The sequence below is a fragment of the Mesorhizobium sp. B2-6-4 genome (assembly GCF_006441495.1).
Taxonomy (GTDB): domain Bacteria; phylum Pseudomonadota; class Alphaproteobacteria; order Rhizobiales; family Rhizobiaceae; genus Mesorhizobium.
Genome location: NZ_VFUE01000031.1, coordinates 1 through 16,935, shown reverse-complemented (window position 1 = coordinate 16,935; position 16,935 = coordinate 1). Strand labels below are relative to the sequence as shown.

The window sequence follows — 16,935 nt, the reverse complement described above, 5'->3', positions numbered from 1 at the left end:
CTTCAGCGATCGAGCTCAGTAACGCAACACCTGGCGCAGTATCTGCCCGCCGCGCTCGACGGTAAAGCGCCACCAGCGCGTATCCTGCTGGGAAGCCTGCGCCAGCGTCGCCGCCGTATCGATTGTCGTGCCGTTGACCTCGCGCACGATGTCGCCCGGCTGGAAGCCGAAATCGGCGGCCGGCGAATCGCGATTGATGTCGACCACGGTGACGCCCTTGATGTCGGTGCGCAGGCCGAGCTTCTGAGCCAGCCGCGGCGATAATTCCGCAACCTTGGCGCCCGAGAAGGGGCTGCGGCCATGCAGCGTCACCTCCGAGGGTTTTGCACCCTCGGGCGCGCGTTCCAGGGCGATGTCCATCGCCGCCTGCTGGCCTTTGGTCAGCACCGCGAAATTGGCCTTTGTACCGATCGACAGCGTCGCCATGCGATAGTCCAGTGCCTCGATGCTCTCGACCGGCTTGCCGTTGATCTGCAGGACGACATCGCCAGGCTTCAATCCGGCCTTGCCGGCCGGTCCGGACGCGTCAACGGACGAGACCAGCGCGCCGGCAGGCTTTTCCATGCCGAGCGATTCAGCGATCTGCGGCGTCACCGCTTCGAACTCGGCCCCGATGTAAGGCCGCTCGAAGAAATCGAGACCGGCCTTGGCGGCATCGGCGAAAGCGCGCACCATATTGGCAGGAATGGCAAAGCCGATGCCGATCGAGCCGCCGCTGCGGCTGAAGATGGCGGTGTTGATGCCGACCAGCTGGCCGCCCATGTTGATCAGCGCGCCGCCGGAATTGCCGGGATTGATGGCAGCGTCCGTCTGGATGAAATAACCCGAATCCGAAACGCCTATATGGCTGCGGGCAAGTGCGGAAACGATGCCGCTCGTGGTGGTCTGCCCGACGCCGAAAGGATTGCCGATGGCCAGCACCAGGTCACCGACTTCGAGCGCATCGGAATCGCCGATGGCGATGACCGGGAATGGCTTGTCGGATTCGATCTTGAGCACGGCAAGATCGAGCGTCTCGTCCTTGAGCATCACCTTGCTGGTGAATTCGCGCCCGTCGGCGGTCGCGACCTTCACCTCGTCGGCATTCTTGATGACGTGGAAATTGGTGACGATGACGCCACTCGGATCGACAAGCACGCCCGAGCCCAGCGAGGACTGCGCGCGCGGCTGCGCGCGACCGAAGAATTCTTCGAAGAACGGATCGCCTTCGAAGGGCGAAACGACCTTGGCCGTTTGCGAGGCATAGACATTGACCACGGCCGGCGCCGTCTGCTTGACCAATGGCGCGAACGACAACTGCACTTCCTCACGGCCGAACGGCACGCGCTTGTCGGGGCCCGAGGTGGCGTTTTCGCCCTCGACGCCGTGCAGCAGGTCGGTGAGCACGTCGGAGAGGCCCGGATCGGCTTTGGGGGCATCCTCGGCCAATGCCTGCCGGACTGTCGGCGTGGTTGCGAACGCCATAAAGGCGCAGAGCAGAACCAGGGACAGTCTTTTAGCGCGCATTGCGAATCCTCCGTGCGAGTTGGGGCGCATTGTCCCGACGAATGTGCAAAATGAAAGGCTAAGGCGATTAAATCGAATTATTTTGACGCAGGAGCAGCCGAGGCGGCCAGAATATGAAAAAGGGGCCCGCAGGCCCCTTTAAATCATTTGAAAAGCGAAGCCTTAAGCGGCTGCGGCTTCCGCATCGGTGCCTTCGGCTTCGAGGCGGGCGCGGTCGCCGGCGCCCTTGGCCTCCGTGTCGCGGTCTACGAATTCGATGACCGCCATCGCGGCATTGTCACCGTGGCGGAAGCCCGCCTTCATGATGCGCAGATAGCCGCCGTTGCGGGTGGCGTAGCGCGGCGCGATGGTGTCGAACAGGCGCTTGACGACGCCTTCATTGCCGATCTGCGCGATCACCTGGCGGCGGGCGTGCAGGTCGCCGCGCTTGCCGAGCGTCACCAGCTTCTCGACGATCGGACGCAGGTCCTTCGCCTTGGGCAAGGTGGTGACGATCTGCTCGTGTTCGAGCAGCGACACGGCAAGGTTGGCAAACATCGACTTGCGATGGCTTATGCTGCGGGCGAACCGGCGGCCTTTAAATCCATGGCGCATGGCTCTTCTCCTTCATTCCGGGTTCGAGAAGCTCCTCGGAGCCTCAATATTGATCTTCGTAACGCTTGGCGAGGTCTTCGATGTTTTCCGGCGGCCAGTCCGGCACTTCCATACCGAGGTGCAGGCCCATCGCCGCCAGGACTTCCTTGATCTCGTTCAGCGACTTGCGGCCGAAGTTCGGGGTACGCAGCATCTCGGCTTCGGTCTTCTGGATGAGATCGCCGATGTAGACGATGTTGTCGTTCTTCAGGCAGTTGGCCGAACGCACCGAAAGCTCGAGTTCGTCGACCTTCTTGAGCAGCGCCGGGTTGAAGGCAAGCTCGGTGACGGCTTCGGTGGCGACTTCCTTCTGCGGCTCGTCGAAATTGACGAACAGGCCAAGCTGGTCCTGCAGGATGCGGGCGGCGAAAGCCACCGCGTCCTCGCCCGAGATCGAACCGTCGGTCTCGATGGTCATGGTCAGCTTGTCGTAGTCGAGAACCTGGCCCTCACGGGTGTTCTCGACCTTGTAGGAGACCTTCTTGACCGGCGAATAGAGGCTGTCGACCGGGATCAGGCCGATCGGCGCATCCTCGGCGCGGTTGCGGTCGGCCGGCACGTAACCCTTGCCGGTATCGACAGTGAATTCCATACGGATTTCAGCGCCCTCGTCCAGCGTGCAGATGACGTGATCCGGATTGAGGATCTCGACGTCGCCCACCGTCTGGATGTCGCCGGCGAGAACCGCACCCGGGCCCTGCTTGCGCACAACCATGCGCTTGGGGCCGTCGCCTTCCATGCGGATGGCGATTTCCTTGATGTTGAGGACGATGTCGGTCACGTCCTCGCGCACGCCGGCGATGGACGAGAATTCATGCAGGACGCCGTCGATCTGTACGGCGGTGACGGCCGCCCCGCGCAGCGAAGACAGAAGCACGCGGCGCAACGCATTGCCGAGGGTGAGGCCGAAGCCGCGTTCGAGCGGCTCGGCCACCAGCGTGGTCAGCGTCTTCTTCTTCGACGAGAACTCGATCTTGTTCGGCTTGATCAGTTCCTGCCAATTTTTCTGGATCATGATGCTTTCCTTCCGTTGACCCGCCACCATCCAATCGTGGCGGGCGACCTGGAAAACCGCGGAGGAACGCTTCTGGCGTTCACGCGGCGTTCGGTAATTCCTTAGACGCGACGCTTCTTGCGCGGACGGCAGCCATTGTGCGGGATCGGGGTCACATCACGGATCGAGGTGATGGTGAAACCAGCCGCCTGCAGGGCGCGCAGCGCCGATTCACGGCCAGAGCCGGGTCCGCAGACCTCGACCTCGAGCATGCGCATGCCGTGTTCCTGGGCCTTCTTGGCAACATCCTCGGCAGCCATCTGGGCGGCGAAGGGGGTCGACTTGCGCGAACCCTTGAAGCCCTGGGCTCCGGCCGACGACCAGGCGATCGAATTGCCCTGCGCGTCGGTAATGGTGATCATGGTGTTGTTGAAGGTCGAATTGACGTGGGCAACGCCCGACGAGATGTTCTTGCGTTCGCGACGGCGAACACGAGCGGCTTCCTTGGCCATGGTATTCCTTTCAGTTGATCTCTACACCGCCGTAATGCCAGCGGCTCCACCTTGGTAAGGGAGTGGGGAATAGGGCAGTAAGGGAGTAGGGATAGTGCGACCCGATTGCCGGGCATTCCCTACTGCCTTACTCCCCTACTCCCTTACTGCCCTAAATTACTTCTTCTTGCCGGCGATCGACTTGGCCGGGCCCTTGCGGGTGCGTGCATTGGTGTGCGTGCGCTGGCCGCGAACCGGCAGCGAGCGACGGTGACGCAGGCCGCGGTAGCAGCCGAGGTCCATGAGCCGCTTGATGTTCATCGACACTTCGCGGCGCAGGTCGCCCTCGACCTGATAGTCGCGGTCGATCGTCTCGCGGATCTGCAGCACTTCCGCGTCGGTCAGTTGGTTGACGCGGCGCTCGGCCGGGATGCCGACCTTGTCGACGATTTCCTGGGCGAACTTCTTGCCGATGCCGTGAATGTACTGAAGCGCGATGACAACGCGCTTGTTGGTCGGAATGTTGACGCCGGCTATACGAGCCATGTTCTTCTCATCTCCATATGGGCCGGCCACCTTCAAAACAAGGTAGGCCCGGCGCTGTCTGCGTTGCCCCGCGTCCGGTGGAGGCCGGCCCTTGCGGGAGTTTCCTGGTCAAAAACGGCTGCCCCGCCCTTGCGGGCAAGCAAACTCCATGCCTGACAGGAAGACGGGCCGCCATACCCCAGCGGACCGCTTCAGTCAAGCACAATCGCTATTTGGCCGCGGCGGCCTGTTTCACCGTCGCCGCGAGCACGGCTTCGATCTCCGACGTCACGGCATCGATACCAGCCATGCCGTCCACGCTCTTCAGCCGGCGCTTGGCATAATAATAGCCGATCAGCGGAGCGGTCTTCTTGTAATATTCCCGCAGGCGCTCCTCGAACACCGCCGGATTGTCGTCCTTGCGCACCGGCTGACCGGCTGCCTTGGCCTCATCGGCGCGCTTGACGATGCGGCCGACCAGCGCCTTGTCATCGACGACAAGCTCGATGACGGTGTCGAGCGCGATGCCACGTTCGTCAAGCATCGATTCAACCGCATCAGCCTGCACCAGCGTACGCGGGTAGCCGTCGAGGATGAAACCATTGGCGCAATCGGGCTGGTCAATGCGCTCGGCCACGATGGCGTTGACGATGGCATCCGAGACCAACTCGCCGGCATCCATGACCGCCTTGGCGCGCTTGCCGACTTCGGTACCGGCCTGGACCGCGGCGCGCAGCATGTCGCCCGTGGAAAGCTGGGGGATGCCGTGTCTCTCTACCAGTCTTTGTGCTTGTGTCCCCTTGCCCGCTCCTGGCGGCCCAAGCAAAATCAACCTCATCTGGCTTTCTTCCCCCCGCGCAGCTTCGACTTCTTGATCAGGCCTTCATATTGGTGCGCGATCAGGTGGCCCTGAATCTGCGCAACCGTGTCGAGCGTGACACTGACCACGATCAGAAGCGATGTGCCACCAAGGTAGAATGGTACGCCAGTCGCCGAGATCAGGAACTCCGGCAGCAGACAGACCAGCACCAGATAGATGGCACCGACGACAGTGATGCGGGTAAGAACGTAGTCGATATAGTCGGCGGTGCGCTCGCCCGGACGGTAGCCGGGGATGAAGCCGGAGTGCTTCTTGAGCTGGTCGGCGGTGTCCTTCGGGTTAAAGACGATCGCGGTGTAGAAGAAGGCGAAGAACACGATCATCGCCGCGTAGAACAACATATAGAGCGGCTGGCCATGGCCGAGCGAGGCCAGGATGGTGCTGGCCCAGGCCGGCATGTTCGTCGTCTGCGAGAAGCCGGCGACGGTGGCCGGCAGCAAGAGCAGCGACGAGGCGAAGATCGGCGGGATGACGCCCGACGTGTTGAGCTTGAGCGGCAGGTGAGAAGTGTCGCCCTGGAACATGCGATTGCCGACCTGACGCTTCGGATACTGGATCAGCAGACGCCGCTGGGCGCGCTCGAAGAAGACGATGAGCGCGATGACGACGATGGCCAGCACGATGATCGCCAGGATCAGGCCGGTCGACAGCGCTCCGGTGCGGCCGAGTTCCAGCGTGCCGGAAATGGCATGCGGCAGGCCGGCGACGATGCCGGAGAAGATGATCAGCGAAATGCCGTTGCCGATGCCGCGCGCGGTGATCTGCTCGCCGAGCCACATCAGGAACATGGTGCCGCCGACCAGCGTGACGACGGTCGAGATGCGGAAGAACATGCCGGGATCGCTGACGATGCCGTTGCCGCCTTCAAGCCCGACCGAAATACCATAGGCCTGCACCAGCGCCAGGAGCACCGTGCCGTAGCGCGTGTACTGATTGATGACCTTGCGGCCCTGCTCGCCTTCCTTCTTCAGCGCTTCCAGCGACGGGATGACCGAGGTCATCAGCTGCATGATGATGGAAGCGGAAATGTAAGGCATGATGCCGAGCGCGAAGATCGCCATGCGTTGCACGGCGCCGCCGGCGAACATGTTGAACATGCCCAGCACGCCCTTGCTCTGCGAAGAGAAGGCCTGCGCGAAGGCATCGGGATTGATGCCGGGAAGCGGGATGTAGGTGCCGAGGCGGTAGACGAGCAGCGCGCCGACGGTGAACCAGATTCGTTTCTTCAGGTCCTCCGCTTTGGCGAAGGCTGAGAAATTCAGATTCGAGGCTAGTTGTTCAGCAGCCGAAGCCATGCCCGATTCTCCGCTTGGTCACGCTTGATGACCCTAAGGTCAGGCGGCGCGTGTCACCGAAGCTCACGAGATAAGCTCCGGACTGTAAACATGCAAGCGGCCGCGTTGACGCGGCCGCCATATTGAACAGGTCGAAGCGTGATCGAAAGCAAAACCGGATCGGCCTTGCCGAGCGCGCTTCAAATTGCTGTTACTCGGCGGCCGCCTCTTGCGGCAGCTTGACCGAACCGCCGGCCTTTTCGATCTTCTCGATCGCGGCCTTGGAGGCCCCGGCGACGTCAAAGGCGAGCTTCGCCTTGAGATCGCCGTCCGACAGCACGCGCACGCCGTCCTTCACGCGACGGATGACGCCGGCGGCTACCAGCGCCTCGGCCGTCACGGTCGCCTTCGCATCGAGCTTCTTGGCGTCTACAGCGGCCTGGATACGGGCCAGCGAGACGACGGTGAAGCTCTTGGCGAAGATGTTGTTGAAGCCACGCTTCGGCAGGCGCCGATAGAGCGGCATCTGGCCACCCTCGAAGCCGTTGACGGCGACGCCGGAGCGCGCCTTCTGGCCCTTGACGCCGCGACCGGCAGTCTTGCCGGAACCGGAGCCGATGCCGCGGCCGAGACGCTTCTTCGAATGCGTCGCGCCGTCCTTGTCACGCAGATCGTTGAGTTTCATCTTGCTTCTCCTGCGCCTGTGCTCAGCCCTCGTCCACGACGCGGACGAGATGCTGGACGGCAGCGATCATGCCGCGCACGGAAGGCGTATCTTCCAGCGTGCGCTGCTTGTGCATCTTGTTGAGGCCGAGGCCGACCAGCGTCGCGCGCTGTTCCTTCGGGCGGCGGATCGGCGAACCGATCTGCTCAACGGTGATGGTCTTGGTTGCTTTCTTGGCCATGGTCAAAATCCCTGGTCAGATCGACTATTCTTCAGCCGCGACGGCGGTGCCGCGGCGGGCCTGAAGGGTCGAATACTTGATGCCGCGCGCGGCAGCCACATCCTTGGGATGCATCTGGCTCTTCAGCGCGTCGAAAGTGGCGCGAACCATGTTGTAAGGGTTCGACGAACCCATCGACTTGGCGACCACGTCATGCATGCCGAGCGTCTCGAAGACGGCACGCATCGGGCCGCCGGCGATGATGCCGGTACCTTGCTTGGCGGCGCGCAGGAGAACACGGCCGGCGCCCCAGCGTCCCTCGACATCGTGGTGCAGCGTGCGGCCCGAGCGCAGCGGCACGAAGATCATGTCGCGCTTGGCCGATTCGGTTGCCTTGCGGATGGCTTCCGGCACTTCGCGCGCCTTGCCGTGACCGAAGCCGACGCGGCCCTTCTGGTCGCCGACGACGACGAGTGCTGCAAAACCGAAGCGGCGGCCGCCCTTGACGACCTTGGCGACACGGTTGATGTGGACGAGCTTGTCGACCATGCCGTCATCGCGTTCTTCACGATCGCGGCCGCGGCCGCCATCCCTACGTTCCTGTGCCATATCCTGTTCCTTGTTCTTTTCCGGAAGCACGGGTTGCTGAATGCCGACGCCTCATTGCGGGTCGCCGACGGTGAAAATCATCACTCCCTTGCATGATCCGTTTCGAAAAGTCTGCAACTTTCTGCCGGCTTTCGGTCCGGATCAGGCTTAGAAGCTCAAGCCGCCTTCACGAGCCGCCTCGGCCAGCGCCTTGACGCGGCCGTGATAGATGTACGGGCCGCGGTCGAAGACGACTTCCTTGACTCCCGCCTTGGCGGCACGCTCGGCGATCAGCTTGCCAATCGCGGCAGCGGCAGCGGTATCTGCACCGGTCTTGAGCGAACCCTTGAGGTCCTTCTCGAGGGTCGAGGCGGCAGCGATGGTGTGGCCCTTGGCGTCGTCGATGACCTGGACGTAGATGTTCTTCGACGTGCGGTGAACCGACAGGCGCGGACGCTCGCCGGCGACCTTCTTGATCTGGCGGCGGACGCGCTGCGCGCGGCGCTGAGTGGCTTCCTTGGTACCCATGATGGTCTTCCTTGCCTTCAGAAAACGGGGGCCGCCCTGTGCGGTAGGCGAAAGCGCCTCCCGCGACCGCTCCCCGCGGCGTTACACTTCCTGGCTTGGCCCCTTCCGAAAAGTCTGCACCTTCCCGGGGCCAAACCCACTACTTCTTCTTGCCTTCCTTGCGGACGATCTTCTCGCCTGCGTAGCGGACGCCCTTGCCCTTGTAGGGCTCGGGACCACGGTATTCGCGGATTTCCGCGGCCACCTGGCCGACCTGCTGCTTGTCGATACCGGCAACGGTGATTTCGGTCGGCTTCGGCACGGTGATGGTGATGCCTTGCGGCGTCTCGTAGACGACGTCGTGGCTGAAGCCGAGCGCCAGCTGCAGGTTCTTGCCCTGCAAGGCGGCGCGATAGCCGACGCCGGTGATCTCGAGCTTCTTCTCGAAGCCGTCCTTGACGCCCTGCAGGATGTTGACGATCTGCGTGCGCGACATGCCCCACTTGGAGCGGGCGGTCTTGGACTGGTCGCGCGGCTCGACAGCTATCTCGCTGCCTTCCATCTTGACCAGCACTTCGTCGTTGACCACGAACTTCAGCTCGCCCTTGGGGCCCTTCGCCGTCACGGTCTGGCCGTTGACGGTCGCGGTCACGCCCTGCGGCAGCGAAACGGGTTTCTTTCCAATACGAGACATTTTGTTGTCCTCGTCACTTCTCTTGTTTCAGGTCTCTGTCTTCGGAACGATCCGAAGACCGGATTCCATTTTTTCGGGATCACGCTGCCGGATCAGAAGATCTGGCAGAGGATCTCGCCACCGACATTCTGTTCGCGCGCTTCGTGGTCGGCCATCACGCCCTTCGGCGTCGAAAGGATGGCGATACCGAGGCCGTTGGCGACATGCGGGATCGACTTGGCCGAAACGTAAACGCGGCGGCCCGGCTTCGAGACGCGGGCGATTTCGCGCACCACCGGCGCTCCGTCGAAATACTTCAGCTCGATCTCGATTTCGGACTTGCCGTTGTCGAAATCGGTCTGGCTGTAGTCGCGGATATAGCCTTCAGCCTTCAGCACGTCGAGGACGCGGGTGCGCAGACGCGAGGCCGGCGTCGACACGCTCGACTTCTTGCGGCCATAGGCGTTGCGGATGCGGGTCAGCATATCGCCGAGAGGATCGCTCAATGACATGTTATGTCCTCCTTACCAGCTCGACTTGACCAGGCCCGGGATCTGGCCGTTATTGCCGAGATCACGAAGCGCGATGCGCGATACTTTGAGCTTGCGATAGTAGGCACGCGGACGGCCGGTGACTTCGCAGCGGTTGCGGATGCGGATCTTGGCCGAGTTGCGCGGCATGGCGGCAAGCTTGAGCTGAGCGCGGAAGCGCTCCTCCATCGGCTTGGACTGGTCCATGATGATCGCCTTCAGGGCAGCGCGCTTAGGACCGTACTGGTCGGCAAGCTTGCGGCGCCTGTTGTTCTTCTCGACTGAGCTGGTCTTTGCCATTTCAGATTTTTCCTTTTCTCGCTGCCGTTACTGGCGGAAGGGGAAGTTGAAGGCCTTGAGCAGTGCCCTGGCTTCGTCGTCCGTCTTCGCAGTCGTACAAACGATGACGTCCATGCCCCAGATCTGATCAACCTTGTCGTAGTTGATCTCCGGGAACACGATGTGTTCCTTGATGCCCATGGCGTAGTTGCCACGGCCATCGAAGCTCTTCGGATTCAGTCCGCGGAAGTCGCGGACGCGCGGCAGCGCGATGTTCACGAGGCGGTCGAGGAACTCGTACATGCGTTCCTTGCGCAGCGTGACCTTGGCGCCGATCGGCATCTTCTCGCGGACCTTGAAGCCTGCGATCGAATTGCGGGCGCGGGTGACGACGGCCTTCTGGCCGGCGATCATCGCCAGATCCTCGGCCGCGATCGAAGGCTTCTTCGAATCGCCGGTCGCTTCGCCAACGCCCATGTTCAGCACGATCTTGTCGATGCGCGGAACCTGCATCTCGTTGTCGTAGCCGAACTGCTCCTGCAAGGCCTTGCGGATGGTCTCGTTGTAGACCTGCTTGAGGCGCGGCGTGTTCTGGGCAGTCGCCTGCTTGGTTTGAGCCTTAGCCATTGATGACTTCTCCCGAGCGCTTGGCGACGCGCACCTTCTTGCCGTCCTTCTGGAAGATGAAGCCGACGCGGGTCGGCTTGCCATCCTTGGGGTCGGCCAGCGCGATGTTCGACAGCTGGATCGGCGCTTCCTTGGTGATGATCCCGCCCTCTTGGGACTGGGACTGCTTCTGGTGACGACGGATCATGTTGACGCCGCGCACCAGCGCGGTGTCGTCCTTCGGCTGAACCGACAGGACTTCGCCCGAACGGCCCTTGTCCTTGCCAGCCAGCACGACGACCTTGTCGCCTTTTCTAATCTTCTGCATTGGTCCGGCTCCTTACAGCACTTCAGGCGCGAGCGAGATGATCTTCATGTGGTTCTTGGCGCGGAGTTCGCGCGGAACCGGTCCGAAGATACGCGTGCCGATCGGCTCTTTCTTGTTGTCGACGAGAACGGCCGCGTTCTTGTCGAAACGGATCACGCTGCCGTCCGGGCGGCGGATGTCCTTGGCCGTGCGAACCACGACCGCTTTCATCACATCGCCCTTCTTCACGCGGCCGCGCGGGATGGCTTCCTTGATCGACACCACGATGATGTCGCCTACGGAAGCGTATTTCCGCTTCGAGCCGCCCAGCACCTTGATGCACATGACACGACGGGCGCCGGAATTATCCGCGACGTCGAGGTTTGTTTGCATCTGAATCATGACTGGCCGCCTTCTTCTTTTCTAACGGGACGGGTTCTTCACCCCTCCCCGGTCTGTCCAAAATTCGTTTGTTTACGCCCAGAGATCAGGCTTGGTCCGAAGACACGACGATCCAGCGCTTGTCCTTGGAAATCGGCTTCGATTCCTGGATGAACACCTGATCGCCGACCTTGTGGGCGTTGTTCTCGTCGTGCGCCTTGTACTTCTTGGTCATGCGCACGGTCTTCTTCATCACGGGATGCGTGAAGCGCCGTTCGACCTTGACGACAACCGTCTTCTCGTTCTTGTCGCTGACGACGGTGCCCTGCAGAATGCGCTTTGGCATGGTTTTCGTCCTTAAGCCTTCTTAGCCGCGGACTTTTCCGCAGCGATGGTCTTGATACGCGCAATGTCCTTGCGGACCTGCCTCACGCGCGCGGTCTTTTCGAGCTGGCCGGTCGCCTTCTGGAAGCGCAGGTTGAACTGCTCTTTCTTCAGGCTGGCCAGGTCGTCGGTCAGCTGGTCCTGGGTCTTGGTCCGGATGTCTTCGGCTTTCATGATCAGCCCGTCCTTATTCTGCGATGCGCTGTACGAAGCGCGTCCTGACCGAGAGCTTGGCCGCGCCGAGACGCAGTGCCTCACGGGCGGTTTCTTCGTTGACGCCGTCGATCTCGAACATGATCCGGCCCGGCTTGACGCGCGCCGCCCAGTAATCGACCGCGCCCTTGCCCTTGCCCATGCGGACTTCGGTCGGCTTCGAGGTGACCGGCAGATCCGGGAAAATACGGATCCAGACACGGCCGGCGCGCTTCATCTCGCGGGTGATCGCGCGGCGAGCCGCCTCGATCTCGCGCGCGGTGACGCGGTTCGGCTCAAGCGCCTTCAGCCCGAAACCACCGAAATCCAGATTGGTGCCGCCCTTGGCGGTACCGTGGATGCGGCCCTTGAACTGCTTGCGGAACTTTGTGCGCTTTGGCTGCAGCATCGTTCTAACTCCAAATTCCTAAATGTCTCAGGCGTTTTCGCGACGACGACCGCGTTCGCGATCACCACCACCACCGCCATGCGCATGATCGCCCTCGGTCGCGCGGCGCTCCGAAGCCATCGGGTCGTGCTCGAGGATCTCGCCCTTGAACACCCACACCTTGACGCCGCAGATGCCGTACGCCGTATTCGCCTCGGCCGTGCCGTAGTCGACATCGGCGCGCAGCGTGTGCAGCGGCACGCGGCCTTCGCGGTACCATTCCATGCGCGCGATTTCGGCGCCGCCGAGACGGCCCGAGCAGTTGATGCGGATGCCTTCGGCACCGAGGCGCATCGCCGACTGCACGGCACGCTTCATGGCGCGGCGGAACGCGATGCGGCGCTCGAGCTGCTGGGCGATCGACTGCGCGACCAGGGTCGCGTCGATCTCCGGCTTGCGCACTTCGACGATGTTGAGGTGCGTCTCGGACTTGGTCATCTCCATCAGCTTCTTGCGAAGCTTCTCGATGTCGGCGCCCTTCTTGCCGATGATCAGACCCGGGCGCGCGGCATGGATGGTGACGCGGCACTTCTTGTGCGGACGCTCGATCACAACCTTCGAAATGGCAGCCTGCTTGAGCTCCTTCTCGAGGTACTTGCGGATCTTGATGTCCTCATGCAGCAGCTTGCCGTACTCGCCGGTGTTCGCGAACCAGCGCGAATCCCAGGTGCGGTTGATGCCGAGGCGAAGACCGATCGGATTGACTTTCTGGCCCATTATGCGGCCTCCCCTTTTTCTTCGACTTCACGAACGACGATCGTGAGGTGCGAGAACGGCTTCTCGATACGGCTGGCGCGACCACGGCCCCGGGCATGAAACCGCTTCATGACGATCGACTTGCCGACATAGGCTTCCGCCACGATCAGCGCATCGACGTCGAGGTCGTGGTTGTTTTCCGCGTTGGCGATTGCCGATTCCAGCGTCTTCTTGACCGTGCCGGAAATCCGCTTGGCCGAGAATTCCAGGTCGGAAAGCGCTGTCGCGACCTTCTTGCCGCGGATCAGCGCGGCAACCAGGTTCAGCTTCTGCGGGCTGATACGGATCGTGCGCAGTACGGCGCGCGCTTCGTTGTCAGCAAGCCTGCGCGGAGCTTTGGCCTTGCCCATGATTATTTCCTCTTCGCCTTCTTATCCGCGCCGTGACCGTAATAGGTCCGCGTCGGAGCGAATTCACCGAACTTGTGACCGACCATGTCCTCGTTCACCGAGACGGGAACATGCTTCTGGCCGTTGTAGACACCGAAGGTGAAGCCGACGAACTGCGGCAGGATGGTGGAGCGACGGCTCCACATCTTGATCACCTCATTGCGACCACCTTCACGAACCTTGTCCACCTTCTTGAGAAGGTAGCCGTCGATGAAGGGGCCTTTCCAAATAGAACGAGTCACTTGGCGTTACCTCTTCTTAGCTCTTGCGCTGATGGCGCGAGCGCAGGATGAACTTGTCGGTCGCCTTGTTGGACCGCGTCTTCTTGCCCTTGGTCGGCTTGCCCCACGGCGAGACCGGATGGCGGCCACCGGAGGTGCGGCCTTCACCACCGCCATGCGGGTGGTCGACCGGGTTCATGGTCACGCCGCGATTGTGCGGGCGCTTGCCACGCCAAACCGTGCGGCCGGCCTTGCCGTCGTTGATGTTGCCGTGGTCCGGGTTGGACACGGCACCGACGGTAGCCATGCAGGAGCCGTGAACGACACGCTGCTCGCCCGAGTTGAGGCGCAGGATCGCCATGCCCTGGTCGCGGCCGACGAGCTGGGCGTAACCGCCAGCCGAACGGGCGACCTGGGCGCCCTTGCCCGGCTTCAGCTCGATGTTGTGGACGATCGTGCCGACCGGCATCGAGGCCAGCGGCATCGCATTGCCCGGCTTCACGTCGACCGCTTCGCCAGCCACGATCTTGTCGCCTGCGGCAAGGCGCTGCGGAGCGATGATGTAGGACAGCTCGCCATCGTCATACTTGATCAGCGCGATGAAGGCGGTGCGGTTCGGATCGTATTCAATGCGCTCGACCGTGCCGACGACGTCGAACTTGCGGCGCTTGAAATCGATGATGCGGTACGAACGCTTGTGACCGCCGCCGATGAAGCGTGCAGTGATGCGGCCGTAATTGTTACGGCCGCCCGACTTGGTCAGGCCCTCGGTCAGACCCTTGACGGGCTTGCCCTTGTAGAGGCCCGAGCGGTCGACGATGACCAGCTGACGGGTGCTCGGCGTTATCGGGTTGAATTTTTTAAGTGCCATTGTCCTGTCCTCGCGGCCTTGCTCAGAGACCCGTCGCGACGTCGATCGACTGGCCGTCGGCCAGCGTCACTACCGCCTTCTTGACGTCGCTCTGGCGGCCGATCGTGCCGCGGAAGCGCTTGATCTTGCCCTTGCGGACAAGCGTGTTCACGGCCATCACCTTGACGCCGAACAGCGCTTCGACGGCGGCCTTGATTTCCGGCTTCGACGCCTTCTTGGCGACGTTGAAGACGACTTGGTTCTGCTCGGAAGCCATGGTCGACTTTTCGGTGATCGCCGGGCTGACGATTACGTCGTAGTGACGAAGGTCGGTCATTTAAAGCGCTCCTCGAGAGCCTCGACGGCGGCCTTCGAAAGGACCAGCGTGCCGCGGCGCAGAATGTCGTAGACGTTGATGCCCTGAATGGGCAGCACGTCGATGTTCGGGATGTTGGTCGCGGCCAGCTTGAAGTTCCGGTCGAGCTCGGCGCCACCAATCACCAGGGCGTTCGTCAGGCCCAGCGTCGCGAAATTCGCGATCAGCGCCTTGGTCTTTGCCTCGGTCAGCTTCAGCTCGTCGATGACGATGATCGACGCGCTCTTGGCCTTGGCCGAGAGAGCATGCTTGAGGCCGAGCGCGCGGACCTTCTTCGGCAGCTCGTGCTCGTGGCTGCGAACGACCGGGCCGTGAGCCTTGCCGCCGCCGCGGAACTGCGGAGCGCGTGCCGAATGGTGACGGGCGCGGCCCGTACCCTTCTGTTTGTACATCTTGGCGCCGGTGCGCGCGATCTCGGCGCGGCCCTTGGCCTTGTGCGTGCCCTGCTGCTTCTTGGCGAGCTGCCAGCGCACGACGCGCTGCAAAATGTCCTCGCGCGGATCAAGGCCGAAAATCTCCTCGGATAGTTTCACCTTGCCGGCGTCCTTGCCGCCCAGCGTTGTGATCTTGAGATCCATTATTCCGCTCCCTCTGTGGCCGGAGCCTCATTCTTCGTGCCCATACCGGCAGCAACTGGGCGGATCGCGGCGGGCTTCGGCGCATTGGCCGGAAGCGCCACCTTGGCGGCGTCGCGAACCAGGATCCACGCACCCTTCGACCCGGGAACCGCGCCGCGGATCAGGATCAGGCCGCGGTCGGCATCGGTCGAGACGATCTCGACGTTCTGCGTGGTGACGCGCGTGTCGCCCATGTGGCCGGCCATCTTCTTGCCCTTGAACACCTTGCCGGGGTCCTGGCGCTGGCCGGTCGAGCCGTGCGTGCGGTGCGAGACCGAGTTACCGTGGGTCGCGCGGCCACCACCCATGTGGTGGCGCTTGATGACGCCCTGGAAACCCTTGCCGATCGTCGTGCCGGTGACGTCGACCTTCTGGCCGGCGACGAAATGCTCGACGGTGATCTCGGCGCCGACATCGATCATGTTGTCGGCGGAGACGCGGAACTCGGCAAGTTTGGCCTTCGGCTCGACGGAAGCGGTCGCGAAATGGCCGCGCATCGCCTTCGACGTGTTCTTCACCTTGGCAAGGCCAACGCCGAGCTGAACGGCGGTGTAGCCATTCTTCTCCTGCGTGCGCTGCGCCACGACCTGGCAGTTCTCCATCTGGAGAACGGTGACGGGAACATGTTCCCCGGCATCGTTGTAGATGCGGGTCATTCCCACCTTCTTTGCAATCACACCTGAACGCATCGGTTCAATTCCTTTAGAGTTCCGGGCCAGGGGCACCGCCCCTTACCGCGCTCTCATTCCCTTAGAGCTTGATCTCGACGTCGACACCGGCGGCCAGATCGAGCTTCATCAAAGCATCGACGGTCTGCGGGGTCGGATCGACGATATCGAGCAGACGCTTGTGCGTGCGCATCTCGAACTGCTCGCGGCTCTTCTTGTCGACGTGAGGCGACCGGTTGACCGTGAACTTTTCGATCCGCGTCGGCAGCGGAATGGGGCCGCGGACGTTGGCACCGGTGCGCTTGGCCGTCGACACGATTTCGCGCGTCGAGGCGTCGAGCACCCGGTGATCAAACGCCTTCAGGCGGATGCGGATATTCTGTCCGTTCATGCGTCACTTCCTTGTTCTGGCGCGGCGCGGGCACCCGCGCCCGCGACAGATCGGTTTAAGTCCAAATTACTCTTTGATGGTGACGACGATGCCGGCACCGACGGTGCGGCCGCCTTCACGGATGGCGAAGCGCAGCTTCTCTTCCATCGCGATCGGCACGATCAGCTCGACGTCGACCGTGATGTTGTCGCCAGGCATCACCATCTCGGTGCCGGCCGGCAGCGACACGATGCCGGTCACGTCGGTGGTGCGGAAGTAGAACTGCGGACGGTAGTTTGTGAAGAACGGCGTGTGACGGCCACCCTCGTCCTTGGTCAGGATGTAGGCTTCGGCCACGAACTTCTTGTGCGGCTTCACCGAACCGGGCTTGGCCAGAACCTGGCCGCGCTCGACACCTTCACGGTCGACGCCGCGCAGCAGCGCGCCGATGTTGTCGCCGGCCTGGCCCTGGTCGAGCAGCTTGCGGAACATCTCGACGCCCGTGCAGGTCGTCTTGGTGGTCGGACGGATGCCGATGATCTCCAGCTCCTCGCCGACCTTGACCACGCCGCGCTCGACGCGACCGGTCACGACCGTGCCGCGGCC

29 protein-coding genes are annotated in these 16,935 nt (G+C 62.6%); all 29 read right to left on the bottom strand.

Annotated features, from left to right (window positions below):
• Window positions 1–15 precede the first annotated feature (15 nt).
• Window positions 16–1,506, bottom strand: coding sequence for a DegQ family serine endoprotease (locus FJ426_RS29255; protein WP_140525519.1), 1,491 nt, complete (start codon window positions 1,504–1,506; stop codon window positions 16–18).
• 162 nt (window positions 1,507–1,668) lie between these two features.
• The gene (gene rplQ / locus FJ426_RS29250) at window positions 1,669–2,100 is read right to left on the bottom strand and encodes a 50S ribosomal protein L17 (protein WP_140501279.1); all 432 of its coding nucleotides are present in this window, start codon (window positions 2,098–2,100) and stop codon (window positions 1,669–1,671) included.
• A gap of 43 nt (window positions 2,101–2,143) precedes the next feature.
• Window positions 2,144–3,154 carry a DNA-directed RNA polymerase subunit alpha gene (locus FJ426_RS29245; protein ID WP_023682599.1) on the bottom strand — a complete coding sequence of 337 codons (1,011 nt, stop codon included), beginning with the start codon at window positions 3,152–3,154 and terminating at the stop codon, window positions 2,144–2,146.
• Window positions 3,155–3,255: 101 nt separating this feature from the next.
• On the bottom strand, window positions 3,256–3,645 hold the full coding sequence (gene rpsK / locus FJ426_RS29240) for a 30S ribosomal protein S11 (protein WP_006205444.1): 390 nt from the start codon (window positions 3,643–3,645) through the stop codon (window positions 3,256–3,258).
• 156 nt (window positions 3,646–3,801) lie between these two features.
• Window positions 3,802–4,170 carry a 30S ribosomal protein S13 gene (rpsM, locus tag FJ426_RS29235; RefSeq protein WP_006205445.1) on the bottom strand — a complete coding sequence of 123 codons (369 nt, stop codon included), beginning with the start codon at window positions 4,168–4,170 and terminating at the stop codon, window positions 3,802–3,804.
• Window positions 4,171–4,378: 208 nt separating this feature from the next.
• On the bottom strand, window positions 4,379–4,987 hold the full coding sequence (locus tag FJ426_RS29230) for an adenylate kinase (RefSeq protein ID WP_140561135.1): 609 nt from the start codon (window positions 4,985–4,987) through the stop codon (window positions 4,379–4,381).
• Window positions 4,984–6,324, bottom strand: coding sequence for a preprotein translocase subunit SecY (gene secY / locus FJ426_RS29225; protein WP_140501275.1), 1,341 nt, complete (start codon window positions 6,322–6,324; stop codon window positions 4,984–4,986). The genes FJ426_RS29230 and secY overlap by 4 nt, the downstream gene beginning before the upstream one ends.
• 190 nt (window positions 6,325–6,514) lie before the next feature.
• On the bottom strand, window positions 6,515–6,988 hold the full coding sequence (gene rplO / locus FJ426_RS29220; protein ID WP_140501273.1) for a 50S ribosomal protein L15: 474 nt from the start codon (window positions 6,986–6,988) through the stop codon (window positions 6,515–6,517).
• 22 nt (window positions 6,989–7,010) lie between these two features.
• Window positions 7,011–7,208, bottom strand: a complete 198-nt coding sequence (rpmD, locus tag FJ426_RS29215; protein WP_006205449.1) for a 50S ribosomal protein L30 — start codon at window positions 7,206–7,208, stop codon at window positions 7,011–7,013.
• A gap of 24 nt (window positions 7,209–7,232) precedes the next feature.
• Window positions 7,233–7,796, bottom strand: a complete 564-nt coding sequence (gene rpsE, locus FJ426_RS29210; protein ID WP_006333394.1) for a 30S ribosomal protein S5 — start codon at window positions 7,794–7,796, stop codon at window positions 7,233–7,235.
• Window positions 7,797–7,943: 147 nt separating this feature from the next.
• Window positions 7,944–8,303, bottom strand: coding sequence for a 50S ribosomal protein L18 (gene rplR, locus FJ426_RS29205; protein ID WP_140501271.1), 360 nt, complete (start codon window positions 8,301–8,303; stop codon window positions 7,944–7,946).
• 139 nt (window positions 8,304–8,442) lie between these two features.
• Window positions 8,443–8,976, bottom strand: a complete 534-nt coding sequence (gene rplF / locus FJ426_RS29200) for a 50S ribosomal protein L6 (protein WP_140501269.1) — start codon at window positions 8,974–8,976, stop codon at window positions 8,443–8,445.
• A gap of 92 nt (window positions 8,977–9,068) precedes the next feature.
• Window positions 9,069–9,467 (bottom strand): 30S ribosomal protein S8, encoded by a 399-nt coding sequence (gene rpsH, locus FJ426_RS29195; RefSeq protein WP_006205453.1) that lies wholly within the window; start codon window positions 9,465–9,467, stop codon window positions 9,069–9,071.
• A 12-nt stretch (window positions 9,468–9,479) separates the two neighbouring features.
• A complete protein-coding gene (gene rpsN / locus FJ426_RS29190) occupies window positions 9,480–9,785 on the bottom strand; it encodes a 30S ribosomal protein S14 (RefSeq protein WP_013895695.1) in 306 nt (101 codons plus the stop codon).
• 27 nt (window positions 9,786–9,812) lie between these two features.
• A complete protein-coding gene (rplE, locus tag FJ426_RS29185) occupies window positions 9,813–10,391 on the bottom strand; it encodes a 50S ribosomal protein L5 (protein WP_023717521.1) in 579 nt (192 codons plus the stop codon).
• The gene (gene rplX, locus FJ426_RS29180) at window positions 10,384–10,698 is read right to left on the bottom strand and encodes a 50S ribosomal protein L24 (RefSeq protein WP_006205456.1); all 315 of its coding nucleotides are present in this window, start codon (window positions 10,696–10,698) and stop codon (window positions 10,384–10,386) included. The genes rplE and rplX overlap by 8 nt, the downstream gene beginning before the upstream one ends.
• Before the next feature lie 12 nt (window positions 10,699–10,710).
• The gene (gene rplN, locus FJ426_RS29175) at window positions 10,711–11,079 is read right to left on the bottom strand and encodes a 50S ribosomal protein L14 (RefSeq protein ID WP_006205457.1); all 369 of its coding nucleotides are present in this window, start codon (window positions 11,077–11,079) and stop codon (window positions 10,711–10,713) included.
• Window positions 11,080–11,164: 85 nt separating this feature from the next.
• The gene (rpsQ, locus tag FJ426_RS29170) at window positions 11,165–11,404 is read right to left on the bottom strand and encodes a 30S ribosomal protein S17 (RefSeq protein ID WP_010909280.1); all 240 of its coding nucleotides are present in this window, start codon (window positions 11,402–11,404) and stop codon (window positions 11,165–11,167) included.
• 11 nt (window positions 11,405–11,415) lie between these two features.
• Window positions 11,416–11,616 (bottom strand): 50S ribosomal protein L29, encoded by a 201-nt coding sequence (rpmC, locus tag FJ426_RS29165; protein ID WP_006205459.1) that lies wholly within the window; start codon window positions 11,614–11,616, stop codon window positions 11,416–11,418.
• A gap of 13 nt (window positions 11,617–11,629) precedes the next feature.
• Complete coding sequence (gene rplP, locus FJ426_RS29160; protein WP_027026963.1) at window positions 11,630–12,043, bottom strand: 50S ribosomal protein L16; 414 nt, start codon at window positions 12,041–12,043, stop codon at window positions 11,630–11,632.
• Window positions 12,044–12,070: 27 nt separating this feature from the next.
• A complete protein-coding gene (gene rpsC / locus FJ426_RS29155) occupies window positions 12,071–12,799 on the bottom strand; it encodes a 30S ribosomal protein S3 (RefSeq protein WP_140501263.1) in 729 nt (242 codons plus the stop codon).
• The gene (gene rplV, locus FJ426_RS29150; protein ID WP_006205462.1) at window positions 12,799–13,188 is read right to left on the bottom strand and encodes a 50S ribosomal protein L22; all 390 of its coding nucleotides are present in this window, start codon (window positions 13,186–13,188) and stop codon (window positions 12,799–12,801) included. Before rplV ends, rpsC begins: the two co-directional genes overlap by 1 nt.
• A gap of 2 nt (window positions 13,189–13,190) precedes the next feature.
• Window positions 13,191–13,469 (bottom strand): 30S ribosomal protein S19, encoded by a 279-nt coding sequence (gene rpsS / locus FJ426_RS29145; RefSeq protein ID WP_006205463.1) that lies wholly within the window; start codon window positions 13,467–13,469, stop codon window positions 13,191–13,193.
• Window positions 13,470–13,485: 16 nt separating this feature from the next.
• Entirely contained in the window at window positions 13,486–14,319 is an 834-nt protein-coding gene (gene rplB / locus FJ426_RS29140) for a 50S ribosomal protein L2 (protein WP_140501261.1), read from the bottom strand.
• Between the two features lie 22 nt (window positions 14,320–14,341).
• The gene (locus FJ426_RS29135) at window positions 14,342–14,635 is read right to left on the bottom strand and encodes a 50S ribosomal protein L23 (RefSeq protein ID WP_006205465.1); all 294 of its coding nucleotides are present in this window, start codon (window positions 14,633–14,635) and stop codon (window positions 14,342–14,344) included.
• The gene (rplD, locus tag FJ426_RS29130) at window positions 14,632–15,252 is read right to left on the bottom strand and encodes a 50S ribosomal protein L4 (protein WP_140501259.1); all 621 of its coding nucleotides are present in this window, start codon (window positions 15,250–15,252) and stop codon (window positions 14,632–14,634) included. The genes FJ426_RS29135 and rplD overlap by 4 nt, the downstream gene beginning before the upstream one ends.
• A complete protein-coding gene (gene rplC / locus FJ426_RS29125) occupies window positions 15,252–15,980 on the bottom strand; it encodes a 50S ribosomal protein L3 (protein WP_140501257.1) in 729 nt (242 codons plus the stop codon). The genes rplD and rplC overlap by 1 nt, the downstream gene beginning before the upstream one ends.
• A 61-nt stretch (window positions 15,981–16,041) precedes the next feature.
• On the bottom strand, window positions 16,042–16,350 hold the full coding sequence (gene rpsJ / locus FJ426_RS29120; protein WP_006205468.1) for a 30S ribosomal protein S10: 309 nt from the start codon (window positions 16,348–16,350) through the stop codon (window positions 16,042–16,044).
• Window positions 16,351–16,416: 66 nt separating this feature from the next.
• Window positions 16,417–16,935, bottom strand: a 519-nt coding sequence (locus FJ426_RS29115; protein ID WP_246675628.1) for an EF-Tu/IF-2/RF-3 family GTPase, incomplete at its 5' end; no start/stop codon positions are given.